A 25,655-nucleotide genomic window follows, 5' to 3' on the forward strand; every position below is an offset into this window, starting at 1 on the left:
GGTTTTTTGGACACTTAGCGAAACAACCGTACGTCGCCGCTTGCATGGCGGCGTGCGACAGGTATAATCCACAACGTTTCCGCATCCCCTTCAGTGCCGAAGTGGCGAAATCGGTAGACGCAGTTGATTCAAAATCAACCGTAGAAATACGTGCCGGTTCGAGTCCGGCCTTCGGCACCATCGGAACATCAATAGACGTCAACGGACGTCTTTTTTTGTGCCTGAAATCCAGTATCCGCAAGGCTTTCCTCGCTTTTTCACTCAACCTAAGTCAACCCGATTCAATCTATATCAACTTACTGATGCGGGTACAACTGCGGGTATATCCCGGTTCGATTATGTTTGTACCCACACAGGACCCTTGAAAGAATACTTATCATGGCTCTGAGTGATGTGAAGGTTCGTTCGGCAAAGCCTGAAGCAAAAGCCTACAAACTGACTGACGGCGATGGCATGCTTTTGCTGGTTCACCCCAACGGCTCAAAATACTGGCGGCTTCGTTATCGCTTTGGTGGTAAAGAGAAGATGCTGGCGCTGGGGAAATACCCCGAAGTCTCACTGGCGGATGCCAGGGCACGCAGGGATGAGGCCCGGAAATTATTAGCTAATGGCGTCGATCCCAGTGAGAGCAAGAAAGCCGTTAAGGTAGAGCAGGAGCAAGAGGCGATAACGTTTGAAGTGGTTGCCAGAGACTGGCATGCCAGCAATCAGAAATGGTCTGCATCGCATAGTGCTCGTGTATTGAAAAGCCTGGAAGATAATCTCTTTGCTACTATCGGTAAGCGGAATATTGCTGAATTGAAGACGCGGGATCTGCTTGTCCCTATCAAAGCGGTGGAGTCATCCGGGCGTCTTGAAGTCGCCGCCCGTTTACAGCAGCGCACTACCGCGATTATGCGCTTTGCTGTGCAGAGCGGATTAATCGACTACAACCCCGCGCAAGAGATTGCCGGTGCGGTTGCTACGGCGAAAAGAAAGCACCGTGCGGCATTAGTACTTAACCGCATTCCCGCATTACTTCATCGAATTGATCACTACTCCGGTAGGCCGTTAACCCGGTTAGCTGTTGAACTCATCTTGTTGGTTTTCATCCGTTCAAGCGAGCTACGCTTTGCTCGCTGGTCAGAAGTGGATTTCCAAACTGCTATGTGGACGATTCCGGGCGAGCGTGAGCCACTGGAAGGAGTCAAGCATTCTCAGCGTGGTTCAAAGATGCGGACACCTCATCTTGTTCCCTTATCGCGTCAGGCCTTAGCTATTCTGGAAAAGATCAAATGCATGAACGGGAATCGAGAGCTGATTTTCGTAGGCGATCACGATCCCCGTAAGCCGATGAGTGAGAATACGGTGAACAAGGCTCTTCGAGTGATGGGCTATGACACAAAAACGGAAGTTTGTGGGCATGGTTTCAGGACCATGGCTTGTAGTTCACTGATAGAATCGGGGTTGTGGTCGAGGGATGCAGTAGAACGGCAGATGAGCCATCAGGAACGTAACTCGGTGCGTGCGGCTTACATCCATAAGGCGGAACATCTTGGGGAGCGTAGGTTGATGTTACAGTGGTGGGCGGATTATCTGGATGCTAATCGGGAGAAGATTGTAAGTCCGTTTGAATTTGGAAAGTAGCAACAATATTAAGACATATATTATTAGTATCTAGGGTATATGCTTTTTTAGTTCTTAACTAAATGAAAGTTAAACCCTTTCAAAACTAAATAAAAGTCAAGGGAAGTTATTTCCGTGACTTTTATTTTATCTATGTGTGTCCAACCTAGGTTTGCTCAAAAAAAAGCTGTATTTATGTACAGTAGTTGTTGAGTATTCACACTCAAAATGATACAATCTTATCCTGATGATGGAAGAGATATATAACATGAAACATATCCATTTAATTAATTCACTGTCTTTAAATAATGCGGAAAAGTTCACTGAGAAAGCGACAGGCAAGTACTATACTGATGAAAAAATTGCATTTTTGATGATAGAGAAATTATTACCATTAATAAATGCAACTGGTAAAAAAAATTATAATATTGCGGATCCATTTTCAGGAGACGGGCGACTTATCACATTGCTTATTAAACAATGGATATTAAATGGCTTTCCTGATGTGGAATGGAATGTTTATCTATTTGATATAGAACATGCTGGCCTTGTTCATGCTCAAAGTGAGTTAGCTGAACTTAAATTAGCTGGTGCAAATATTAAAGTTACTGTAAAAAATATTGATGTTTTTTATGAGTTTGAAAACTATATCGATTACTTTGATTGTGTTATTACTAACCCACCTTGGGAGAATATAAAACCAGATTCCAGGGAACTCAATCTATTTGAGCCATCTATTAAATCGAAATATATCGAGTCGCTTCGAGAGTTTGATGATTATTTGTCAAAAGTTTTACCATATTCACAACCGAAGCGCAAATTTGCTGGTTGGGGGACTAATCTTTCACGTGTTGGTGCAGAGCTTAGCTTAGAAATATGTAACAAAAATGGTATATTAGCTATTGTTATGCCTGCATCTTTTTTCGCTGATGAACAGTCTTTTACTTTGCGTCAAAAGTTCTTTAACACTGGAAGGCTTGATTTCATAAACTATTATCCAGCGGAAGCAAAGTTATTCAATGGTGCTGATGTGTCTTCATGTTCTTTTATTTTAATTAAAGGCGACTCTTTTAATAAGGACATGCAGCTTAGTGTATATGATAAAAAATTAAATATTAATTCATTCGGGTGTTTTGATTTATCTAGTATAGATACTCAACATCTTAGTATTCCAATATCTCAAGGTGTTCATGCAATCCATTTATTAAAGAAGCTGCAAGAGGAATACTCAACTTGGAATAGCTTAGAAAAAAATGGAGAAATATGGGCGGGAAGAGAAATCGATGAGACAGGGAGTAGCAATTGGACAAAAAAAAATGGGGATGGATACCTATTTGTTAAAGGGAAAATGATCGGAAGATACAACTTTGACATTAGTTATAATTTAAAGATAACTAAAAGAATTGATAAGGTTCCATCCAGTTCTAATTTTAAAAGAATTGCATGGCGTGATATTTCTCGTCCAAGTCAAAAGAGAAGAGTAATCGCAACAGTAATTCCTCCTGATTCATTAGCAGGGAATTCACTGGGGGTGGTCTATTATCAAAATGGATCACAGGATTCACTTTTTAGTTTATTGGGAATAATAAACTCCCTTTGTTTTGAATTTCAATTAAGAAGCTTTTTAGCCACTGGCCATGTTTCATTGTCAGCTTTAAGAAAGACTGCGATACCGTCTGAAAAAATATTATCGCAACATACTGAGTTAAAACAGCTGGTAATCTCTTGCATGAATGGGTGCTGTGATGCTGAACTGAAAATTGAGGCTTATATAGCCAAAAAAATTTACAAATTGAATTTGAATGAATTTGATAAACTTTTGTCTTCATTTGATAAGATTGAGTTAGCAGAAAAAGAAAATTTACTGAGGATGTTTCAACATTATGGCTAAAAATGAAGCATTAATGATTCCCAATCATAAGGCTGCAAAGCTAAGTGAACTGGATATGATGATTGTTAATTCGGTACCGCCAGGCGGTAACTGGAAAAACATTCCTTTAGATGTACCATCTAAAAGAATAGAGCAAATTCGGGAAAGCTATGCACAAGGAAAAGGAAGCCGTTCAACCTACTACGGTAGATTACTTCCAGATATGCCTGCATATACTATTAATACTTATTTTAACCGGCCTGGAAATGGTTGTCATATCCACTATGAGCAAAATCGTGTCCTATCCCAGAGAGAAGCAGCAAGATTGCAATCATTCCCAGATGATTTTATTTTCTGTGGAGGGCAAACAGCAGTTAATACCCAAATTGGTAATGCCGTACCTCCCTTTTTGGCTTTTTTGATTGCGAAAGAAATAGAGAGAGCCATAGGTAATACTGGTTACTATGTCGATTTGTTTTCTGGGGCAGGGGGGCTTGGCTTAGGATTCAAATGGGCTGGATGGACTCCATTATTAGCTAATGATATTGAGGAAAAATATCTACAAACATATTCAAGAAATGTTCATGAAGAAGTTATTTGCGGAAGTATTTCTGATGATGAAAATTTCTCAAAAATAATAACTAAATTATCAGGAATCAAAAAAACATATTCTGATAAACAATTGTGGATACTGGGGGGGCCTCCATGTCAAGGATTTTCTACGGCAGGAAATGCAAGAACAATGGATGATCCAAGAAACTCACTCTTCATGCATTATAAATCCCTCTTGGATCAGATAAAACCAAACGGTTTTATTTTTGAAAATGTTGCAGGTCTGTTGAATATGGAAAAAGGCAAGGTGTTTGAAAGGGTTAAAGAAGAACTATCATCAACCATGAAAACTATGAATGGGTGGGTATTAAACTCTGAACATTATGCAATTCCTCAACGCCGAAAAAGAGTTATATTAGTAGGTTCAAACGATCCTTTATTTTCAATCGAACCTCCGAAAAAAATAACAGAGCAAAAGGATTCTTGGGTTTCTGTTAAACATGCATTATCTGACCTTCCTCCTTTACTGCATGGAGAAGATGGAATTGGTAAATACTATATCCATCAACCTGAAAATGACTATCAACTGTTCATGAGAGGTTATATCACTGCTTCAGAGTATTATAACAGGAATGTAAAGCCCTCTTTTTAAGAGGGCTTTTTTTTATTCTATTACCTCATCAGGGCTTGAGCGAACATAACGATCACTTGTCCAAGATAATTCTAATTCCTTTCCTATTTCACTCATCCCTGACATTAGGTTTTTTAATATTATATTGAATTCTTGTTGATTTTTTGTAAGTATTTCTTGTAGCTCCAAAATGATGTCTTTGAACTCGTTTTCTGAATTTGAATTCTCGGACATTATTCCGGCTATTCTTTCATCTAAGCTGTTTGTAACTGTGCTTAATGATTGTAGGTTATCCAAGGCTTCAGTAAAGTAATTATCAGACAATTCATTTGATACTATAAATGCATTCCTACTTTCTTTTCTATGATAATCATTCAATGAAGCAAATGCTATTCTTATTCTTCTTGCTTTTTGCACAATTGTATATTTTGTTTCACGTTTTAATCTTTTTATTGCTTTAAAATAAGTTACATGCTTTGAAATATATAACCCTTCAAATTCTGGAGTATAATTAGCTACTTCAAGATGTAAAAGACTCGCAAGGAAAGTATAATAACCTTGATCAAGTATTTTTTTAAGGAGGTTCATGTACGTATGTCTGTTATCACGTAGTATTTTACTTAGTCTTAAGGCTTTTTCAGTATCATCTACAGAGTGTTTCAGACGATTCCATACCTCCTCTGCGAACCATGAAATAACTGTATGCCCTTCATTCTCAGCTTCTAATAAAGAGGTTATATCGCTTAAATACATTCGATTATTTTTGGCACTATTACATGATTTACAAAGTAGTTGAAATTGAGGACGATGGGAAAATCCTAGTGATATCGGGCCAATATGGTCTGCTTGGCAAGGCATAGGGTGTAACCCTCCATTCCCTGTATTCAAGCATTCTTCTTTAATAAAAATATCATTTGTTCTAACTTGGCCCATTAGCCTATCAGCAGCAACCCAATCACCGTCAACCCAATATTCGAAAACTCTTCGATCAGTAACATAGGATTTAAGATTTTCTTTAGTTCTTCCTTTATCAGCAGTAGAGCGACAACAGCGGTTAAATGAATGGAATCCATCAAAACGGTCTGGAGGGTTTGCCATAGCTCCAGGGCTTAGCATGCGAGATTCTTGAGGTATGTATTGTTCTTTCAGATACTCAATCCATGCTTCGAGATTGTTTGGTAGTTCAGGCGTTATGATAAATTTTGTAGAAAATAAATATGATAAGTCTGAGTATATTTTTTCACCAAAACGATCATCCAAGCGTGTTAAAAGATCGATTATGTGTTCGTTTTGAGATAGCTCAAAAGTCTCATCGATATAATTAAGTTTTTTAACCCGAGAAAAGAAATGTTCGTTGGGATAAGAGTAAGACAATTCCATTTCTTTACCGCATTTTTTGCAGGGTTTAACTCCAAATGGATGAATTATTTTAGCTGTTTTACTAATCCATGCATTTTCAGTATCGGGATTTATCCCGATGCTTTTTGCTTTATTTTTCCACCATTCATAGCGTCGTTGATGAGTGTGCTTAAATTTTCCTGATGCCCTATTTGATGGGGCTTCCCATTGAATCTCACCTTTTTCCCCAAAAGGGTCTGGCATTCCAGCATAATTTGGATGCATAACTATTTTTTGGGAATACGCTAAAAATGCCGCATCACCATATTTAGGTTTTACATTTTTTTTCATTATATTTTGGTCTGAGTGGTTACTTTTGTAGTCGCTAATTATTTTATCAAAATCCGGAACAACAACAATTTTTGCAATTTTCATAACATCTCCATGTAAGAAAGTCGTAATTAGACATTATTTTCATTTTCACCTAAAACTATACTTAGAGAAAACCCATTTTGTCATAGGACTGGTTCCTGATCATCTTAGCTCCTAAGCGATATACTGAACACATCACTCGCCCACATCATCTTCTCCCCACGCTTTGCTGTAATCCGGTATGGCGCAACCCATAATTTTAAAGTGTCCGAGAAAGCAAAGTGCTGCGGTATCGGTTGGCTAAAGTCATCATGCGCAGGGTAAATCAGATACATTTCGCCGCTCCCATCAAGATATGTTTGGCCGTAGGCAAACATTTGATAAAAGTCGGATTGCGCAAGTCCATATAGTGATTTTTTTTGCTCGTTACTGTTCACCAGCTTCCATTTCGTGTCCATCACCATTTTGGTTTGAATCGGTTGCCGAGATTGAATCAGCAAGTCTGGGCGAAGCTTAAAGCAATCTTTAAGTCCATGCTTTACCAAAGAATAAGTTGCTGCTTGAGGAAAAACTTTTAGGTGAGAAGGTAATTCGTAGGGTAGGGTCTGTGCCACAAAGGATTCAAATACCGCTTCCATAGGAAACAAAAGTGATATCGCTTTGGTGTTTCCTTGTAATGCACTTGGGCTCATTCCTCTCAGGATCAACTGCGCCCAAGCCATTGGCTCGCTGTAATGAGTCATACCACGCTCAATGCGTAAGCTGTTCATATCGCTCTCAACATCCCTACTAAGTTGAATACCGTCAAAAGCAAAGCGTAGTTCGTAAAGCCAGCGTTGATTCTCTGATGACAGCTTCAGACTAAGTAACTTATCCAGTGTGGAGTGTAAGAGCCGATTGGCAGCACAATCAGGCATATACTCATCATAATCGACACAAAACTTATGGCGATTTACCGCGTTATGTCGTAGCTGTGCAGAGAGCATCAGCTTGCCCTTCATAAAAGCCAGATTACCTTGCTCGCTCACATAGTCGGAGCGTAAACCTTGTTTAAGCAATTGGCTGACGCTTTGCAAAAATTGGCTGATAAAAATCTCGAGCAAAGGCATGCGTTGTGCCTGAAGAGTGGCCTGCTGGGTTTGAATATGTCGAAACCCAGGCAGGTGACTTAGCATCGTAATGAATGTTTCTCGCGCACTCGCAGCCGTGAGGTTTTTACCAATCTTGGGCAGTATCTCAAGCTGGATACCGTGAGGCGTAGAAAGCATCCCTGCGTAGTTTTGCACCTGCAGCAATTTGAAACCTGAACGAGAGGTGAGTTTGAGAAACTGGCTTCCTTGATCACTTGTTAGGCTAAGTGTTTCTAAATAATCAAAGACCTGTTGAGGCACCAGCTTTGCGCCAACTGAAGCCGCTTTTCCACTCCCCAGCAGGTCATATTCAAAAACTGAGATAACTTCACCCATGGTTTACGGCCTGCTCATCAGGAGTGGTCTGCTGTGGCTGATAAATTGAACGATAAGCCTGTGGCATATTCCAGACCTCTTGATCAAATGCTTCGAGCTCGTAAGCTGTCGATTGCTGATCATGGTGTCGTAAACCATGGTTGTTACCAAAAAGCGTATCGAGATCGTCGGTTTTCTCAATTACGAATTGCAGGCTGTCGTCTTGCTTTTGGTTGTCTGCCAGCACCAACCTGATCTTGTTCCAGTCATCGAAAAAGTATTCCTGTAAAAGCGGAATGATCTTTTTCTGGAATGCGATCTTCAATTGTTTAAACGCAGCTTCTTCATCACCGGCATCGAGTGCATTTTTTACCGGCATAAAGAACGCATGCCCCAGTGTATGTTCGCGATCGTAAAGTGCTTCGATGCGGCTGTTGAGTTTCTCTAACAACGACTCGAGCTCTATGCCTTTCACCTTAGCTCCACTCAGTAAAGAGAGATCTGGCATCATTTCGACAAAGTCAAAGCGACGGCGCAAAGCCGTGTCCATCAGAGCTAAAGAACGGTCCGCTGTATTCATGGCTCCGATGATGTCGACATTGGCGGGGACGCTGAAGTGATCACCGCTATAAGACAGTTGCAGGCTCATTGCATTAGACATACCCGCACGCTTGTCTACTTCAATGAGTGAGATCAGTTCCCCAAAGATCTTGGAGATGTTGCCGCGATTGATCTCATCAATGAAAATGGCGTAGCGATGTCCTGGATCGGCGTTGGCACGCTGACATAGGCGTATAAAGATTCCCGGCTCAATGGGATAAGAGATATTGCCACTTTCGTCAGAGCGAGCGCGTATACCTTCAATAAATTCTTCATAGCCGTAAGATTGGTGGAACGTAACCACTGCAAAACGCTGTATGGCTTCGGCAGATTTTGGACCACGTTTAAGTTCGGCGTAGAGCTCTACCAAATCCTCCACTTGCTCGAGCTGTGAATCAACTATCAACCATTCGCTGTTATCTGTTTTGTTAAATACGGCAGGCTCACGCCGATTCTTATAATCAACGGTTAACGACTCGGGAACTGTATAGGATTGCAAAGCTGCCCAGGCAGTATTCGATAGGTTGCCATTACGACCGTTTAATAATGCCTTACGTTGAAACCACATATGTTCAATAATTTGCCGAACTTTGGCTCGTTTCCCAAGATCGAGCAGCACCAGCGTTATAACCTGCATCCAGTTCAACGATTCAAGGCGAGAATCCAGCCAGGCATCACGATCAGCAGGAACTGCATGAGAAGTGTACTCTTTCATTTTTTGCTGCAACGTGAAGGTCTTGCCAGTGCCTGGGGGGCCAAAGAAGATCACGTTAGTTGGTGAATGTGGAATAGTCTTGTTCTCGATGGGCTCACTGCTGGCTACTTTCTCTTGCTTCTGTTCATTATCGCGCTTACGGAGCAATTCATAGATATGCCAGATAGCCATATTCACGTAATAAGGATCTGTGTTAGGGGATTGGGCGTGTATGGCTTGTTTCAATTCATAGTTTTTCTGTAACCAATTTCCGGTCAGTACCAAACCGAGATGGAAGTGTTGATTTAGGAATTCTGCTGCTTTATTGAAAGCATTCTCATCCACAGTACTGGTGTATTTCTCTGGTGAAAATGCGGCAAAGACACGGTTTCTTAAGCTTCGATACATGCGCTTAAGCTGTCCGGTTTCTTTGGCCTGCTGCAGCGCATTGCCTACGTATTGGTAGGTAGCTTCATTCGGTTGTTGACGAACACGTTCGGTGAGTTCTCTAAGCAATGGGAGGCTTTGCTGATATTCTGCTAATGATGGAACGCCCTGACGAATACTGGCAATACCGTTGTCACGTTCGTACCACAGTCGTTTAACTAAATTATCTGTTTCAGGGTCTGTAAAGGTTGAGATTTGCTGTAACTGTGCTGTAAATTCACGGTAACGCTGATTCCAATTGGAAGAAGCGTATTCTTTATCTTTAACGAGGGTCTTAATCAATTCAATGATGGTCAGCTTGCCAGCTTCTACATTCTCTACGAGATCCACGTAATAATTCCTTTAATGGGAAACATTTCATAAGAAGTGATTATGCAAATTATCAGACATTCATTTTAAATACCTCTTGCCGATGCCACTCTACAAACACCTCCTGGGGATGATCCTCTTTCTCAAATGGCAACGCTATCTGCTTCCCTTTAAAATCCCAAAACAAACTCCGAACAATCCCCGTTCCATTAACCGCTGGTGAAACCAACACCCGCATATCCTTATCCAACCCAATAGACCCTTTATCAAATGCCTTATGGTGTATCGCACATAGCGCCAGACCGTTAGGGACTTCGCACGGCCCGCCGTTCTGCTTCCATTTGATATGCGCAGCTTCAAGCGCAACAGAAGTATGATCGTGTCGCATATTGAATCCACAGATCGCGCATTGGTAGTTATAAGCACGTAACACCTGCTGACGGAACTGCGGATCGCGAACCTTGCGGATCTGCCTGATATCAAACCCCATCTCGTCAGCAATCTCTTCCTGGATGCTTTCTGGAAAGTGGGCTTCCAGAATCTGCTGCGCCAGCGAACCGATAAGGTTTTTGTTTTTACTCAGCAGGGCAAAGTGTTGCTCATCAAACCCACCCGCGACGTTGTGCTTTACCAGTTCTCCAGCGGGTGGTTGCTTGCTGCTACCCGTCGTTGAGCAAAACTCATCATTCTGTAGCTCCCAGAATCCATCACCTTTAAGCCGCCAGAAAGGCATGTCGGGGCGATATTGCGCACGCTGTGGGCCAAAACGTTCCAGCAGGCTATGTAGCTGATCGCAGATTTCCGTACCGTAATTGAACAGGCGAGCGTGTCCCTGCTGATAATTCGCCAGCACATAAAGGAGCAATAATGGTTTATGCGGAGCACGCTGATCGCCTTTGCGCCAGATGGTGATATCGGTAATTGCTTGTTCGAGAGTTTTGCTGGAAGCCATCGCGTTACGGAAGAAGGTAAATAATTGCGATGATGCTCGCAAAACCGCACCCGATCAACCTACCAGCTTCTCACAAGTCACAAAAAGGTACCCATCGCTGCCCTTGTCTCAGCCTTTACTTCGAGAATGAGCTTATCGGTCTATGATGAATGCAGCGATGAAGGCCCCGCCTTAACGCATCGCTCAGCCCACGATAAATCGAGGATTACCATTAGCACCTATCCAAAATCAGCAAACCTTCTGACCTATTCAGGAGATACCTGAAGCAGTCAGGAACCAATAATAGCAATTTAAATTTACGCGACGTTTTACCCCTTCCAAAGGCACCACTAAAAAAAATTAACATTAAACGTCAAACCCCTAATTACCTCACATCCATTCCAGCGCATTTTATATACGCACCCCCCCCCCACATCCCCCCAACTCCGTTTATTAGTAGTTGCCTGACCTATACAAAACCCTATCATTCTGCCGATAAACAATCTCAATCCAGGTAATAAAGATGAAAGACGCGTGGCTGGAAACGTGCTCGACCACCATCCAAAACTTCGTGGAACGCTCTACGAGGCTACAGCCAGATAAACTTGACCTGGAATTAGTCGAAAATATTGATTTCGACTACCAGATTAACTTAAGTCTGCATTTTCGTGTTGAGACGACAGATCACACTCAGGTGGGGAGAGTCACCGCCGGGAACGGCACCCGCGTTTTTACCAGTACTTTCCAGTACGCCGAGGCGCTCCAGGAGGAGTCCAGCGCGGTTTTATCCCGCCAGGCCACGCTTCGTGAAGCACAGGCCCTGGTGCTTTCCCACCCTTACGGTGCGCTTCAGAAAGAGCAAGAAATCTACTCACATCCCACGCGCCTCTGTTTAACTGAAAACTGCGCTAATTGTCATGGACGCGGACAGGTCAACTGCTCCTGGTGCTATGGTTCTGGTCGCGTGAGCTGCACCACCTGTGGCGGAAGCGGGCAGGTCCTGGAACAGCGTAGCCATTTCGATCACTACACCAATCAGTATCGCACAGAGAGCCATTACCGGATGTGCTCGACCTGCACCGGGGGTAAAGTGCATTGCAACCACTGTAGCGGTTCAGGCAACCAGCGCTGTTCTCCCTGCGAGGGAACAGGCGAAACAACCCGCGTTACCCGGCTGGCCAGTATTGCCGTGCCTCGATACCAGCTGATCTATCATCGTGAAGATGTCCCGACGTTCATTAAGGATGGCCTCTACAAAGCGGGCATCCCGGAACTGGCGGGTTATGGCGCCGTTGAGCTGGCAGATTCCAGTATTGACGAGGGACTGCGGAACGTTAACTTCATCTACAATGCCAGCGTGCCCTTTGCCAGATTTAAGAGCCAGCTGCGCCAGGCTCAGGTGGCGGAACAGCCTGTTAACTGGATTGTTTACGGTCGACGTCCGCAGATACTTGATGCCGGACACGTCGTTGAGTTGATGTTAAAAAACGATCTCAATGAGCTTGTCCATCGCACCACCAGAGGGAGCTTGCTCAACCCTCTTGTTGCGGCGTTCAGCCGTAAAACGGTGGCCACCTTTATGGAGTCAGAAGCCCATCAGGAGATGCTGGATGCGAACCGCAAGGGGAAATCCGGGGAGATGCTCCGCGAGGCGATGAATCGTGGGGTCACCACCACCTATATTGATGAAGCCCTGACCAGCCTGAACGCCATCACCCGGGCTGTGCAAAACTGGTCGGTGGTGAAGTGGGCCATCTTCAGCGCGGTCATTATCTATCTGTTTATGCCGCTCTACACCGCTTATGGCAACATCTGGTTCAACGACATGGCGTCCGGACGGGTCTACCTTACGCCGTTCCTGCGCTGGGATAATCAGCATAATTTACTCGCTTCTCTGGAGATACTGGCGCTTTACTGCGGCCTGTTTATCGCCATCGCTGCCGTTGTTATCCCTTTCCTGGGGTATGTATGGCGCAGGGGATGGGTTCGCTGGCGAATGGGCCAGCATCTGGCGAGCTGGGCGGTGAATAAGAAGATTTTACGCAGCGGCTGGTTTATGAGTTTTGTTCTGACGTGCCTGCTCACTGCTTGCCTGCTACTGTTTTTCCCGATCTGGGTGACGAATGAGGGGGCGTTATTCGGGCTATACCCGTTAACCGATCTCATCCTCTGGGTTGTGCAGTTTATTCAGTAATACGGTCCAGGCCTCGGCCATATCAACAAAAGGCGCCCGTCGGCGCCTTATCTGTATAGCTGAGGTCAGTTTTTCCCGGCCTTCCCCGATATCACCCCAACAAAATCCATCACCTGCTTCTGCTTACCTGCCGACAGTTGGCTCACCTCACGCATCAGCTTTTCAATCTCCGGCTCTCCCTGCCGGGACGTCAGTATCATGCAGCCCTTCATCACCTTCACATCCACCTTCGTTCCGGTGCTGAACCCGGCTTCGTTTAGCCACAGGCCTTTCATGATGAAGGCGGGAATGCGGGTGTAATCCCCATAGCGCGTCGCATAACTTACGGTAAACACCCGGTCGTCAGCGGCAAAGACTTCTGGTTGCAGGGAATCTGCAATACAATCGATATCAGTCATGGTTACTATTCTCCGTAAATAGTGATTGTGATGAGCGATACGGGCATGTTGGCGCATGCCCGTATTGCGTTAAATAACCCTGTAAATCTAACCAGTAAATAAGAATAAGTCCAGATTAATACAGGACGTAATAAGCGCCATTAAACTACTTTCAGATATTAATATGATTAACTAATAAAGAATTTATATATTCAGTCTTAATGATTTTGTTCTTTTACCACTTCAGCTATTACACAATGCAACTCAAAGCCAGCACCTCTGCTGGCTTTGCTTTCAGAAGGGTGAAGAGGAGAGATAAACAGAAATGGAATAGAGCGAGCCATTCGCACGATAAGCCGCCGGGCTTTGAAACATGTAGATTTTCCCTTTCACTGACAAAAAGATCGCATCGTTCTCGACTTTCTTCAACGCATGCCGATCCGTTGTGATTAGAAAAGGTGCACTATCATCTTCAAGACTTGCTATAAAGGCTTTATCGTTTTTGGCCGCGTCATAGAGATAGAAGCGATACGAAAAATCGGTAGTGGCTCCCGCGCTTGCTTCTGTGATGTACAGATTAGCCAGGCTATTCACTTTCACTTTGTTGATGATCTTCTGCTCAAGCGGTGAAAAATGCAAAACCTTGTAAGCGCCAAAAACGACAATGGCCAAAAGGATTACGAGTATGTACCGCTTCTTAAAAACCCGTCCGCTTTGCATAATCGATCCCCATCTTTATCCATGCCTGATCGTCCGGATCGTCTCCGTAAGGTGCGGAGCGATACCAATTACCGAACTCGGGTTCACTTGTCCCGGCACGATTTTGGGCCCATCCAGCTGCCCTTAATAATATTTCTTCCTTAATGCCTGCAGCCTGACCAACTGCGCCATAGTGGAAGTTACCGAAATTGGCATATTGCCTGCCACAGCGATTCTTATAATCCCATGGACCACGTGCTCTAACCTGTTGGTAAAACCAGGCATAGGTTAACGCTGATGGGCCCCTGTGAAACCGCGCCAACATCATATTATTGATGATACTTATTCCCGGGGGAGCAAAAGACGATACATCAAACGGCGGCTGCGGCGATGCTGCCAATGTAGGATATCTCATGCCTGCACTCTCTCGTTCCAGCTATCGGTGAACATAATGTTTCCGTCGCAGTGCTTCCAGGTAATTTTTTCATAGCGAAGCTCTACACATTCAAGATGGTTATGTTTCTCTTTAGTCGGATCTTTGGTGTCGTGCATTACAGGGGAAACGCCAACAACTTTCACACCTTCAAGAAATATATTGAAATATTCCTCTTCTAAACCAGAGTAATTGATGTGGTACCACTTAAATTCGGCTGATTTGAGCGTCTGGCCTGTAGCGACTGCTTTGTAGAGGTAGGGAGAAGAGGAGTCAAAATCTTTTTGAATAATCACAGCAGAGTGTTTTCGGGTGCCGGTTATATTGCCTGTCATGCCATCTGTAAGAAGACTGAGATTATGTGAAAATCCATTAATCTCAATACTGCCTTCACGATCTATAACATCTACAGATCCCTTTATGTGTGCACCGCCATCGTCTTTAAGCCATAGATACGCTGGAATAGCCATTTCTTTATCCTCATGTTGTTATTAAAATCCCTGAGGAAAGTGTACTTAATCAAAACTGGCGGGTAAATGAGCTAACCCAACAATAACCACAATATAATAATGGTTAAAATTAAAGTTTAATCACGTTAACGGCGACTCATTAACTCCAGACCATCCCCCATCGCCCCCCGAATCCGCGCCAGCACTGCATTCATTAACTTCTGATGCTCCACATGCTTCTCTTCTAACATCGCAACAGACAAAACAGACTTCCTCAACCACACATACCGGTACCGCGCCGCTAAATCAAAAAGCCGCTCCCGCATCTGCATCAAATACTGCGACCCACACCCCGCCACAATGGCGGTATGAAACGCCTGATGCCGCTGGTCCCACTCGTCCAGCATGGTTTCGCTGGCGTCGCGGGATTCCAGCTTGTTCAGCAGGCTCATGCGCAGCTTCTCATCCGGCTGATAAACGCCGCGGTAATGTCGTTCTTCAGCCAGCAGCATCCGTCTATGGCCGTCGCCTGTGAAATGATGGTGCTGCTCCTTAAAACTGCCCGGCCTGCACCGGGCATTAAACCTACCCCTGCTTCGCCTCATCAAAACACGCGGCGATGATCGCCAGCCCCTGCTGAAGCTGTGCCTCTTCCACGGTCAGCGGCACCAGGATGCGCAGCACGTTGTGGTACGGGCCACACGAGAGCAGGATCAGCCCTTTATCCCGCGCCCGGACGACAATCTGCGCCGTCAGGGCGGCGTCCGGTTTATGGTGGTCGCCCTCTTCAAACAGTTCGATGGCAATCATCGCGCCCAGGCCGCGTACGTCGCCGATCTCCCGGTGTTTTTCAGCGATAGCCAGCAGCCCTTCGCGCAGGGTGTTGCCAAGCCAGTTGGCTTTGCCCAGCAGATCTTCCTGCCCGAACACCTTCATCACCGCCAGCGCAGCGGCGCAGGCGATGGGGCTCCCGGCGTAGGTGCCGCCCAGCCCGCCGGGGGCGATGGCGTCCATCACCTCGGCGCGTCCGGTGACGCCCGCCAGCGGGAAGCCACCGGCAATGGATTTGGCGAAGGTGGTGATATCCGCCGCCACGCCCATCTGCTCCATGGCGAAGAAGGTCCCGGTCCGGCCTGCGCCGCTCTGCACTTCATCGGCAATCAGCATGATGCCGTGCTCGTCGCACAGTTCGCGCAGGCGCTGCATAAAGGCCGGGGAGGTGGCATAGAACCCGCCTTCACCCTGGACGGGTTCGATCACAATGGCGGCGATATCTTCCGGCGCGGCATCGTTCTTAAAGATGCGATGGATGCTGGCGATGGCGTCGTCATCGCTGATGCCGTGCAGGGCGCAGGGATAGAGCGCGCGATAGACGTGGCCCGGCATCAGCCCCATGCCCGCTGAGTAAGGGTTCACTTTTCCGGTCAGCGAGAGGGTGTAGTGGGTGCGGCCATGATAGGCCCCGGTAAAGGCGATGGTGCCGTTGCGCTTCGTGGCCGCGCGGGCAATTTTCACCGCGTTCTCCACCGCTTCGGAGCCGGTGGTCACCAGCAGGGTTTTCTTCGGGAAATCCCCCGGCACTTTCTGGTTCAGGGTTTCACAAAGCTCCAGATAGGGCTCATAGGCCAGCACCTGGAAGCAGGTATGCGACAGCTTTTTCAGCTGCGCTTCCACGGCGCTGACCACCTCCGGGTGCAGATGCCCGGTGTTCAGCACCGCGATGCCGCCGGCGAAATCAAGATACTCACGGCCTTCAACGTCCCATACCCGGCAGTTCTCGGCGCGGGCGGCAAAAATCGGGTGGATCTGCCCCACGCCGCGGGGGATGGCATTGCTACGGCGCTGCATTAAGGCTTTATTGCTGCTCATTGAAATCTCCTGAAAGAGTAAAGGCCGATGCACATATATTTGATTTCTGAGTCGTCTTTGATGCCGGGCCCGGTGGCCGTTGGCCATCGCGAGGACGTCCGCCTCATCGTTAAAGCGGCACACTCTGGCGAAAGGGCACTCTGACATTACCGGGCACATCTACAAGAATAGTCGGCTGGAAGACGTTGCCGACCCCCGGCTGAAGTTTATTCGCTGCCTGGGTTAAAAGAAGGTAATAATGCAGCGGCGCTCATTCATAACCTGACAGGGACTACCATGCTCAACGCCCTCAACCATCTCACCCTCGCCGTCAGCAACCTGCCCGCCAGCATTGCATTCTGGCGCGATCTTCTCGGCCTGCGCCTGCACGCCGAATGGCACACCGGGGCGTATCTCACCTGCGGCGATCTCTGGCTCTGCCTCTCTTATGACGAAACGCGCACATTCATCCCGCCGCAGAACAGCGACTACACCCACTACGCCTTCTCTGTTGAACCGGAACACTTCGACGCCGTCGCGCAAAAGCTGAAAGACGCGGGCGTTACGGTCTGGAAAGAGAACAAAAGCGAAGGGGCGTCGTTCTATTTTCTCGACCCGGACGGGCACAAGCTGGAGCTGCACGTGGGGGATCTGGCCGCGCGGCTGGCGGCGTGTCGGCAGAAGCCTTACGCGGGGATGGTATTTACGTCGGATAAGGGTTAACAGGGAAAGTAGGCCGGGTAAGCGCAGCGACACCCGGCGTGAAGACTGATGAGTAGTAGAAAGATATTTCCCTTCATCCATAATCTCGAAATAATTAAGAAACTATGGCAACTGTATATTCCGCCATAAGCAGACGTTATAAACGATCAATTATTTTTATCGGGTTAAATTCCGAATGGTTAAGTCTGATATAGACAGTTCTAAAATAAAGTACGTACTATCAGATTTTTAATCTTATAAGGATGTATATTGTGAGCTCAAGACAAGATATCAGGGATGGTGCCGATTTTGACCATTCATTAAGAGGGCTTATTTATACTGATGTACTGGGTTGGATAGATATGGGCCATGCGCGTGGCTATGATGTCGAAGAACTCCGGAGACAGTTCATGCAGGGTGAAGTTAGCGGACGGGATTACTATGTTGTTATGTATCGGCAGGATATGCACGTAGCAAAATTTGGCTCTCGACTGGGTATCGGAAAATTTGCCCGATGGGAAATAAAACGTGGCCGGAATGTGCATGATATCAATCGAATGATGTTAGCGATGATGATGAGTACAGCGTTCCGATTTGAGAATCTACAGAGTCTTCGCTTTTTTTCCTGGTTTACAGATAGTGGTTTGAGTGGTGAGGATTTAGTATCTGATTTATTTGGATTTCACCGTACTATCAGACCTGGATTCTATGCCCATCAGTTGAAACCAGTGAGTTATGAGTCTGCGTTACGGCGTTGGGATTATTATGGCGCTGTCGGTTCTTTTAAAAATCCAGGTTTTAAACCCATGATTTTTCCCGATCCGGATGACCCCTGTGTTAAGCATGAACCATACATCGCTGAACTCCCTATGTTTATGAAATGGTTGTATCCCTGGGATGACTTTACTTCTGGCATCGTTAATGTTCTTACCGAAAATGGTACATCATTTGGATATACAGGGATTAGATGATGCTCTCTAAATTTATCCGCTACTTCATAGCTCTATCCCTCACAGCCTTAATTCTCAGCTTTCTGTTCATCTACCTCGTCGCATCTGACATAAATGAGATAACGGTCTACAAAGAAACCGACCGCTACCGTTATTACTCGCTCACCGACAAAGAAATTAAAAACGCACCGAGAATATCGCAAAACTATTATTTCGAATCTCAACCCGGCGATGGATATGCGCCTTCAAATGCCATTATTTTCCAGGACGCCACTGACCCGGGACTGCTTCGGGATTATCTTGCTGGTTCAGGATACGTCCGGGAGCAACGAAAGGCGCGTGAAATGGAAGTGTGGTGCCAGCCCAAAAACGCGTGCAGGGATCGCTTTTATATATACGTCGATAAACATGCTAAAGAAGTGAGGTTAACTTCTATACGGAACTGAACCTCATGCTTAACGCCTTTCTGGCGGCGTGTCGATACAAGCCTTAAGCGGGGAGGGTTTTTACGCTAGAGGATGCATAACTCACGCGCGCAAAGTGGTCACTGTTTCACTATGTGAAACATTTCCCGCAACGCTTCTTTGATACCCCTCACGCATCCCGATCCCGCGCTCGTCAGCCTCCACGAATTCCTTACACTCAGCCTCATAACAAACACGTCACATTTGTTGACGCCTTTCCTGGCCTCAGGAGGTTACATGGCTAATACCGACTCTGAATTCGCAGGTGATTACGCATCTGCCGGGCAGCACGCGCCAGCCCAAAGCAGAACCAAAATGATGCTCTCAGCGGGCATCGGCCATTTTATCGAGTGGTTTGATTTCGGCCTCTACGGCACGCTGGCGGCGATCATCGCCACTAACTTTTTCGCCAGCGGCGATCCGGTTATCGGGCTGCTGAAATCCTTCGCGGTCTTCGGCTCTGGTTTTTTGATGCGTCCGCTGGGCGGGCTCTTCTTTGGCTCGATGGGTGACCGTCTGGGGCGGCGCAAAGTGCTGGTGACCGTCATCGTCATCACCTCCTGCTCCACCTTCGTGATGGGCATTTTGCCCACCTGGCATCAGGTGGGGATCCTCGCCCCGGTGCTGTTGGTTATCACCCGCCTGGTGCAGGGCTTTGCCGCTGGCGGGGAAAGCTCAGGCGTCATTACCTATCTGGCCGAAAGCGCCAAACCCAGCCGTCGCGCCACGCTGACCTGCTGGAGCGAAAACTTCAGCTTTATGGCCTTCGTCTGTGGCTCAGGGCTGGTGCTGTTTCTCACCCATACGCTGGGCGAAAGCGCCATGAACGACTGGGGCTGGCGCATTCCGTTCCTGCTGGCGGCACCGCTGGGATTAGGCGGGCTCTATATGCGCCGCAACATGGAAGACTCCAGCGAATTTCAAAAGCTGAAACAGACCGGCAAGCTGGAGAAAGCTCCCCTGCGTAAATCGCTCTCCACCTCTTCACGCGCCCTGTTGTTCTGTACCGGCTTTGTGGTGGTAAAAGCGGTCAGCAGCTGGGTACTGCAATCTTTTATGCCGGGCTATCTCTCAACCCATTTGCACTACAGCAAAACCGACGCCTACCTCATCACCACCCTCGGATTACTGAGCGTCGCAGTCTGTATGCCCATCACCGGCTATCTCTCCGATATCTGGGGGCGTCGGCCGCTGATGCTGATGGGGTGCGGCGGGTTCATCCTGCTGACCTACCCGGCGATGCTGGTGATGAGCCAGGGCTCGGTGGGCACCTCCGTCGCGGCGATGAGCATGCTGGGCGTCTTTGTCGCCATGTTTAACGGCGGCTGCGGGGCGGCGATGGTTGAACTGTTCCCGACCGCCATTCGCTACGGCAGCATCGCCATCGCCTACAACCTCACGGTGGCGATCTTCGGCGGCGTTACGCCGCTGGCCTCGGCAAGCCTGATCTCGTTAACCGGCGACCCGCTCTCGCCTGCGTGGTACGTGATGATCACCGCGCTTATCTCATTCATTGCCGTGTGGCTGGCTAAAGAGACCGCCGGCAAAGTGCTGGATTAACCGTCCCGGAGTTATTATGAAAATTAGTCGCGTTGAATGTTTTCCGCTGAAGATCACCCCAAAGCAGGCCTATCTGGGGGGCAGCGTCGAGGGGCATGACAGTGATTACTACTACCGCCCGGAGTACCGCTGCGTCTACTCCCGCAAAATGGAAACCTGCCTGGTCAAAATCACCACCGACGACGGCTGCGTCGGCTGGGGAGAGGCGCTGGCGCCTGTGGTGCCCCAGGTCATTGCGGAGCTGATCACCCAGCTCTTTGCCCCGCTGCTGAAAGGGCAGTCGCCCCTCTCAGGCGGCGTGCTGAACACCCGCATGTACGACGCCATGCGCGATCGCGGCCATATCACTGGCTACCACATCGACGCCCTGGCGGCCGTGGATATCGCCCTGTGGGATTTAAAAGGCAAGCTGCTTGGCCAGCCGGTCTGGCAACTGCTGGGCGGCGCGTACCGTGACACCATTCCTTGCTACGTTTCAGGCCTGCCTGAGCCCGACCTGCCTGCGCGTTGCCAGCTGGCGAAACGCTGGCAGGAGAAGGGCTTTAACGCCGTCAAGCTGGCGCTGGGCTACGGCGTGCGGGAAGACATTGCCAACGTGCGGGCCATTCGCGAAACCCTGGGTGAAGAGGCGCAAATCTTCCTCGATGCCCACTGGAATTACAGCGTGGCAGACGCCGCAGCGCTGGCCACGGCGCTGGGCGAATTCGGCGTCGGTTTCCTGGAGGCGCCGCTGTTGCCGGAGGACGTAGCAGGGCACCGCGAGCTGCGCAGCAAAAGCCCGGTGGCGATTGCGCTGGGCGAAACCGAGCGCACCCGCTACCAGTTCAAACCCTTTATCGAACAGCGGGCGGCGGACATTCTGCAGCCGGACGTGGGCCGCACCGGCATCAGCGAGCTGATGCACATCGCCTCGCTGGCGGAGACCTGGAACCTGTTGGTCGCCCCGCATCTGAGCGTCGGCCTTGCGCCCTGTATCGCCGCCTCGCTGCACGTCGCGGCCGCTATCCCCAATCTCTACATGCTGGAGTATCAACCTCCGGTGTTTGAGATTGCCAACCAGCTTCTCACCACGCCGCTCGTCTGCCAGCAGGGGGCGTATCAACTGCCGCAGGGGCCGGGGCTGGGTATTGAAATCAATGAAGACGCCGTCATGGAGGCAACATGTTAAAAGGCAACGTACCGATTCTGGCCACCGCGTTTGATGCTGAAGGTGAGGTGGATTTCGCCTCGATTGAGCGGCTGGTGAAATTCCTGCTGCAACAGGGTATCGATGGCCTGGCGCTGTTCGGCAATGCCTCCGAAGGCTACGCTCTGACCCTGGGGGAAAAAGAGGCGCTGTTCAACTGCGTCAGGAAGCTGACCGGCGATCTGCCGCTGGTGGCCGCCGCCGGGGGCGCCGCCTCAGCCGTGGCGATTGAAGAGATTACCCGGATACAGCGCTGGGGCGCCCGGGTCGCGATGGTAAACCCCCCCTCGGTGGTAAAACCAGGCCCGGATGAGATCGTCAGTTTCTACCGCGACATCTGCGAGGCCTGCGATATTGAGATCATGATTCAGGATGCGCCGCTGATGACCGGGGTCAACATCCCGGTGGCCACGCTGGTGACGCTCTGCCAGTCGTTTCCGGCCATTAAATACATCAAAGTGGAGCAGCCGCCGACCACGTTGAAAATCACCGCCCTGAAGCAGGCCCTGGGCGACAGCGTGGGCTTGTTCGGCGGCCTGAACGCGGGTTTTCTCTACGAAGAGCTGCGTCGCGGCGTGATCGGCACCATGCCCGCCTGCGAATTCCCGGATGTGATCAATATGATTTTGCAGGCCTGGCAGCATAACCCGCGGGAAGCACAGTCTCTTTTCTACCGCTATCTGCCGTTCCTGCGCTACGGCGTCCAGCCGGGGATCGGCGTGGCGATCCACAAAACCGTTCTGCACCGGGCGGGGATCTTCACCACAGACGTGGTGCGTGCCCCGGCAAAAGGGCTGGACGCGGTCACCCGCGACGAGTTGCAGGATCTCACTGACGCACTGCCGCTGGCGGTGTTCGGAGCGCGGGTATGAACTACATTGCCGTGGACTGGGGGACCAGCAATTTTCGGGCGATCAGCGTGCGTGACGGCCAGGTGATCCGCACCGTGCAGGACACCTGCGGCGTGGCAACCTGCGAGCGCGGCGAATTACCGGCAATTTTACGCCAGCAGCTGTTGCGGCTGGAAGAGGCCTGGGACCCGCATCTGCCCGTGCTGCTGTGCGGCATGATAGGCAGCAACATCGGTATTGCCGATGCGGGCTACATGCAGCTACCGCTCAGCTTTCGCGAGCTGCTGGGCAAAGGCCGCGAACTGCCCGGCATCCTCAGCAATCCGCTGACCCTGCGGCCAGGTATTTGCGATCCGCAGGCCAACGAGATCTGCCGGGGCGAAGAGATGCAGCTGGCTGGCGCCATCGCCCTGACGGATGCCAGCACTTTCGCCGCCGTGGGCACCCACAGCAAATGGATGACCGTCGATCGCCCGCAGCAGCGCGTGACGGGCCTGCGTACCCTGATGACCGGCGAGCTCTATCATCTGGTGTTAAACCACTCGGTGGTGGGCAAAGGGCTTCCCCCTCAGGTCACCTCCGCCAGCGCCTTCAGCGAGGGGGTTGCCGTGGCGCAGGCGACAGAGGCCGGGCAGGGGGATCTGGTGAGCGAGCTGTTTCGCTGTCGGGGACGGTACATTCTGGGGCATCTCGACCCGGCTTTCGCCGCGAGCTGGCTCTCCGGCCTGCTGATAGGTCACGAGGTGCTGCGCGGCCATCCGCTGAACGAGAACGTCTGTTTTATCGGCAGCCGTGCCCTGCTGCCTCTCTACCAGCAAGCCTGCGAGCAAATCGGGCTGCCCTGTTCCGCGCTGGAGGCGGAAACCGCGCTGATTGCCGGGCTGAACGAGGTATTCCGCCATGATTGCTAACGCCGACATTATTGCGATTTTACGTGGCATCACCCCTGCCGGTTGCGTGGAGCAGGTGGCCTGCCTGCGGGACCACGGCATCACCACCGTTGAGATCACCACCAACTCGCCGGAGTGGATCGCCAGCCTGTGCAGGCTGCGTGCCGCCTTTGGTGATGCGGTGACGGTAGGGGCCGGAACGGTCTTAACCCCGGAACATGTTGCCAGCGCCGCCGCTGCCGGAGCGCGATTTATTCTCACCCCCAATCTTGATCCGGAGGTGATCCACGCGGCAAAACGTCACGATCTTGGGGTGTGTGCAGGGGTGATGACCCCCAGCGAGATTTTCAGCGCCTGCGAGGCGGGGGCCGACGTGCTGAAGATTTTCCCGGCCGGTGCGTTGCCGCAAAACTATCCGCAACTGATTCGCGGTCCGCTCTGTGCGCCGGTCCGCTTTTCGGCTGTGGGCGGCGTGGACGTCAATAACGCCGCCGACTATCTGCGCTACTACGACAGCGTCGGGATCGGCAGCGCGCTCTACAGGCCCGGGCAGTCAGTCGCGATCACCGCAGCGCGTTGCGCGCTACTGCTGGAGCGCCGGGAGCGCGGACCCGCTGATTTTACGCGCGGCAGAGATCAGGAAATGGCGTAGCTTGTCGATGTCCAGCTTATCGCCCTGAATGTTCGACAGGGCGATGGCGGCCTGCATACCCGGAATAATGCAGGCCATGCGGTAATCTGTTTCGTCAAAGGTTTTGCCGAACACCTGGTGACGCCGGGCCTCTTCGATATCGCGCCTGAGCAGCTGATAATCATGTACCCCCAGGCGAGCCACGATCTCTTCGTCGCTCATCGCCGACAGCAATTTGATGCCAATCACCGAGTCATGCACCGGAAAAGACGCGTAGTTTCCGATGGCTCTGGCGATGCTTTTGCCGCCGCGCGTATGAATGAGATAGACCACGTTTTTGCCGCTTAGCACCCCCACGACAATCGACACCGAGTGGCTGCCGGTCTCCTCCAGCATCTCCAGCACGGCGGTGTAAAACGCGGAATTATGGATCGCATTCGCCGAGAGGCGGTGGATACCCATTCCCAGGCTGTACTTGCGTCTGGCGTCCTGCTGCACCATCTCCAGCGCCAGCAGGGTTTGCATCAGGCGGGAGACTTTAGCCGGATCCAGCCCCATCTCCCGGCCAATCTCGCGAATACCGAAAGCACGATTACCTGTCGCCAGCAGATTAAGGCAACGAAATGCGTCAAAGACAGTGCTGTTCATCTCACCTTCCGGGGAATGGATTCCGTCCCTTAAGTGTAAGAGGGGAAGGAGAGGAAAAATATTGTTGGTCACGACGAGTGTGAACAAGGCAGGAAAAAAAAGGGCATCGGGGAGCCATTGCCCCCCGATCCACAGCGTTACAGCGACTTCACAAACGTCAGCAGGTCTTCGTTCAGCTGGTCCTGATGCGTCAGCGCAAAGCCGTGCGGGGCGTTGTCATACACCTTCAGTTCCGCGTTGCTAATCAGCTCTGCTGCCACTTTACCGGTGGACTCGAACGGCACGATCTGGTCATTGCTGCCGTGGATCACCAGCGTCGGGACGTCGACTTTCGCCATATCGGCGCGGAAGTCGGTTTCGGCGAAGGCGGTCACGCAGTCCAGGGTGCCTTTCAGGGAGGCCAGCAGGGCGATGTTCAGGGTCTGGGTCAGGGCGCCCTCAGAGACAGTCTGCCCGGCGTTGGTGCCGTAGAACGGCGTGGCGAAATCGCTGATGAACTGGGCGCGATCTTTCAGCAGCCCGTCGCGAATGCCGGCGAAGACCGACTGATCCACACCCTGCGGGTAAGAGTCAGACTTACCGAAGATCGGCGTTACCGCACCCAGCAGCGCCAGCCCGGCCACGCGGTCGGTGCCGTAGGTGCCGATGTAGCGGCTCACGTCGCCACCGCCCATGGAGAAGCCCACCAGGGTCACGTCGCGCAGATCCAGGGCGGTGATCAGGTCGTTGATGTCAGAGGCAAAGGTGTCGTAGTCATAGCCGTTCCACGGCTGATCCGAACGGCCAAAGCCGCGACGGTCGAAGGCGATGGCGCGGAACCCACGCTCGGCCAGGTAGTTCAGCTGGCTGTCCCACATGTCGGCATCCAGCGGCCAGCCGTGGCTGAACAGCACCGGCTTACCTGCGCCCCAGTCTTTGTAGTAAATCTGCGTGCCGTCTTTCGCTTTGATCGTAGCCATAGTCTCTTCCTCAAAATGTT

At 49.7% G+C, this 25,655-nt stretch carries 23 protein-coding genes, 1 tRNA gene and 1 pseudogene; 13 read left to right on the plus strand and 12 right to left on the minus strand.

Annotated elements, in window-relative coordinates; all coding sequences use genetic code 11:
* Positions 1 to 95 precede the first annotated feature (95 nt).
* From NB069_RS02380 to dcm, 4 genes are all read left to right on the plus strand, one after another.
* A tRNA-Leu gene (locus tag NB069_RS02380) sits at positions 96 to 180 on the plus strand.
* 198 nt (positions 181 to 378) lie between these two features.
* Positions 379 to 1,626: a tyrosine-type recombinase/integrase gene (locus NB069_RS02385; RefSeq protein WP_250587435.1), complete on the plus strand. Its 1,248-nt coding sequence runs from the start codon at positions 379 to 381 to the stop codon at positions 1,624 to 1,626.
* A gap of 247 nt (positions 1,627 to 1,873) precedes the next feature.
* Positions 1,874 to 3,496, plus strand: a complete 1,623-nt coding sequence (locus NB069_RS02390) for an Alw26I/Eco31I/Esp3I family type II restriction adenine-specific DNA-methyltransferase (protein WP_250587437.1) — start codon at positions 1,874 to 1,876, stop codon at positions 3,494 to 3,496.
* Complete coding sequence (gene dcm / locus NB069_RS02395) at positions 3,489 to 4,679, plus strand: DNA (cytosine-5-)-methyltransferase (RefSeq protein WP_250587439.1); 1,191 nt, start codon at positions 3,489 to 3,491, stop codon at positions 4,677 to 4,679. The genes NB069_RS02390 and dcm overlap by 8 nt, the downstream gene beginning before the upstream one ends.
* Positions 4,680 to 4,691: 12 nt before the next feature.
* Here dcm and NB069_RS02400 read toward each other — a convergent pair whose 3' ends face one another.
* From NB069_RS02400 to NB069_RS02415, 4 genes are all read right to left on the minus strand, one after another.
* Entirely contained in the window at positions 4,692 to 6,431 is a 1,740-nt protein-coding gene (locus NB069_RS02400; protein WP_250587441.1) for an Alw26I/Eco31I/Esp3I family type II restriction endonuclease, read from the minus strand.
* 104 nt (positions 6,432 to 6,535) lie between these two features.
* Complete coding sequence (locus tag NB069_RS02405; protein ID WP_250587443.1) at positions 6,536 to 7,834, minus strand: McrC family protein; 1,299 nt, start codon at positions 7,832 to 7,834, stop codon at positions 6,536 to 6,538.
* The gene (locus NB069_RS02410) at positions 7,827 to 9,884 is read right to left on the minus strand and encodes an McrB family protein (protein ID WP_250587445.1); all 2,058 of its coding nucleotides are present in this window, start codon (positions 9,882 to 9,884) and stop codon (positions 7,827 to 7,829) included. The genes NB069_RS02405 and NB069_RS02410 overlap by 8 nt, the downstream gene beginning before the upstream one ends.
* Positions 9,885 to 9,936: 52 nt before the next feature.
* On the minus strand, positions 9,937 to 10,815 hold the full coding sequence (locus tag NB069_RS02415; protein ID WP_250589437.1) for a phosphorothioated DNA-binding restriction endonuclease: 879 nt from the start codon (positions 10,813 to 10,815) through the stop codon (positions 9,937 to 9,939).
* Between the two features lie 502 nt (positions 10,816 to 11,317).
* Here NB069_RS02415 and NB069_RS02420 point away from each other — a divergent pair.
* Entirely contained in the window at positions 11,318 to 12,988 is a 1,671-nt protein-coding gene (locus NB069_RS02420) for a DnaJ-like cysteine-rich domain-containing protein (RefSeq protein ID WP_250587446.1), read from the plus strand.
* A gap of 65 nt (positions 12,989 to 13,053) precedes the next feature.
* Here NB069_RS02420 and symE read toward each other — a convergent pair whose 3' ends face one another.
* From symE to gabT, 6 genes and pseudogenes are all read right to left on the minus strand, one after another.
* Positions 13,054 to 13,386, minus strand: coding sequence for an endoribonuclease SymE (gene symE / locus NB069_RS02425; RefSeq protein ID WP_250587447.1), 333 nt, complete (start codon positions 13,384 to 13,386; stop codon positions 13,054 to 13,056).
* A 273-nt stretch (positions 13,387 to 13,659) separates the two neighbouring features.
* Entirely contained in the window at positions 13,660 to 14,085 is a 426-nt protein-coding gene (locus NB069_RS02430) for a hypothetical protein (protein WP_250587449.1), read from the minus strand.
* Positions 14,063 to 14,479: a polymorphic toxin type 44 domain-containing protein gene (locus NB069_RS02435; protein WP_350223403.1), complete on the minus strand. Its 417-nt coding sequence runs from the start codon at positions 14,477 to 14,479 to the stop codon at positions 14,063 to 14,065. The genes NB069_RS02430 and NB069_RS02435 overlap by 23 nt, the downstream gene beginning before the upstream one ends.
* Complete coding sequence (locus tag NB069_RS02440) at positions 14,476 to 14,967, minus strand: Hcp family type VI secretion system effector (protein ID WP_250587451.1); 492 nt, start codon at positions 14,965 to 14,967, stop codon at positions 14,476 to 14,478. Before NB069_RS02440 ends, NB069_RS02435 begins: the two co-directional genes overlap by 4 nt.
* Positions 14,968 to 15,140: 173 nt before the next feature.
* Positions 15,141 to 15,526: pseudogene (locus NB069_RS02445) on the minus strand (FCD domain-containing protein); the annotation flags it as partial.
* Between the two features lie 5 nt (positions 15,527 to 15,531).
* Positions 15,532 to 16,815: a 4-aminobutyrate--2-oxoglutarate transaminase gene (gabT, locus tag NB069_RS02450; protein WP_250587453.1), complete on the minus strand. Its 1,284-nt coding sequence runs from the start codon at positions 16,813 to 16,815 to the stop codon at positions 15,532 to 15,534.
* 276 nt (positions 16,816 to 17,091) lie between these two features.
* On the opposite strand from gabT, the gene NB069_RS02455 reads away from it, so the two are divergent.
* The 8 genes from NB069_RS02455 (at position 17,092) to NB069_RS02490 (ending at position 24,049) form a co-directional block, all read left to right on the plus strand.
* A complete protein-coding gene (locus NB069_RS02455; protein ID WP_250587455.1) occupies positions 17,092 to 17,517 on the plus strand; it encodes a FosA8 family fosfomycin resistance glutathione transferase in 426 nt (141 codons plus the stop codon).
* Between the two features lie 251 nt (positions 17,518 to 17,768).
* Positions 17,769 to 18,467, plus strand: coding sequence for a hypothetical protein (locus NB069_RS02460; RefSeq protein ID WP_250587457.1), 699 nt, complete (start codon positions 17,769 to 17,771; stop codon positions 18,465 to 18,467).
* Positions 18,464 to 18,892 carry a hypothetical protein gene (locus tag NB069_RS02465; RefSeq protein WP_250587459.1) on the plus strand — a complete coding sequence of 143 codons (429 nt, stop codon included), beginning with the start codon at positions 18,464 to 18,466 and terminating at the stop codon, positions 18,890 to 18,892. The genes NB069_RS02460 and NB069_RS02465 overlap by 4 nt, the downstream gene beginning before the upstream one ends.
* A gap of 336 nt (positions 18,893 to 19,228) precedes the next feature.
* The gene (locus NB069_RS02470; RefSeq protein WP_434543618.1) at positions 19,229 to 20,470 is read left to right on the plus strand and encodes an MFS transporter; all 1,242 of its coding nucleotides are present in this window, start codon (positions 19,229 to 19,231) and stop codon (positions 20,468 to 20,470) included.
* A 16-nt stretch (positions 20,471 to 20,486) separates the two neighbouring features.
* Positions 20,487 to 21,638: a mandelate racemase/muconate lactonizing enzyme family protein gene (locus NB069_RS02475; protein ID WP_250587461.1), complete on the plus strand. Its 1,152-nt coding sequence runs from the start codon at positions 20,487 to 20,489 to the stop codon at positions 21,636 to 21,638.
* Positions 21,632 to 22,528, plus strand: a complete 897-nt coding sequence (locus tag NB069_RS02480) for a dihydrodipicolinate synthase family protein (protein ID WP_250587463.1) — start codon at positions 21,632 to 21,634, stop codon at positions 22,526 to 22,528. Before NB069_RS02475 ends, NB069_RS02480 begins: the two co-directional genes overlap by 7 nt.
* Positions 22,525 to 23,418 (plus strand): 2-dehydro-3-deoxygalactonokinase, encoded by an 894-nt coding sequence (locus NB069_RS02485; protein ID WP_250587465.1) that lies wholly within the window; start codon positions 22,525 to 22,527, stop codon positions 23,416 to 23,418. Before NB069_RS02480 ends, NB069_RS02485 begins: the two co-directional genes overlap by 4 nt.
* Positions 23,408 to 24,049, plus strand: coding sequence for a 2-dehydro-3-deoxyphosphogluconate aldolase (locus tag NB069_RS02490; protein WP_250587467.1), 642 nt, complete (start codon positions 23,408 to 23,410; stop codon positions 24,047 to 24,049). The genes NB069_RS02485 and NB069_RS02490 overlap by 11 nt, the downstream gene beginning before the upstream one ends.
* Here the strand turns inward: NB069_RS02490 and NB069_RS02495 are convergent.
* Complete coding sequence (locus NB069_RS02495) at positions 23,981 to 24,676, minus strand: helix-turn-helix domain-containing protein (RefSeq protein ID WP_250587469.1); 696 nt, start codon at positions 24,674 to 24,676, stop codon at positions 23,981 to 23,983. The genes NB069_RS02490 and NB069_RS02495 overlap by 69 nt on opposite strands.
* Positions 24,677 to 24,813: 137 nt before the next feature.
* Positions 24,814 to 25,635 (minus strand): alpha/beta fold hydrolase, encoded by an 822-nt coding sequence (locus tag NB069_RS02500; RefSeq protein ID WP_250587470.1) that lies wholly within the window; start codon positions 25,633 to 25,635, stop codon positions 24,814 to 24,816.
* Positions 25,636 to 25,655 lie beyond the last annotated feature (20 nt).

Source organism: Leclercia adecarboxylata, assembly GCF_023639785.1.
GTDB lineage: Bacteria > Pseudomonadota > Gammaproteobacteria > Enterobacterales > Enterobacteriaceae > Enterobacter > Enterobacter adecarboxylatus_D.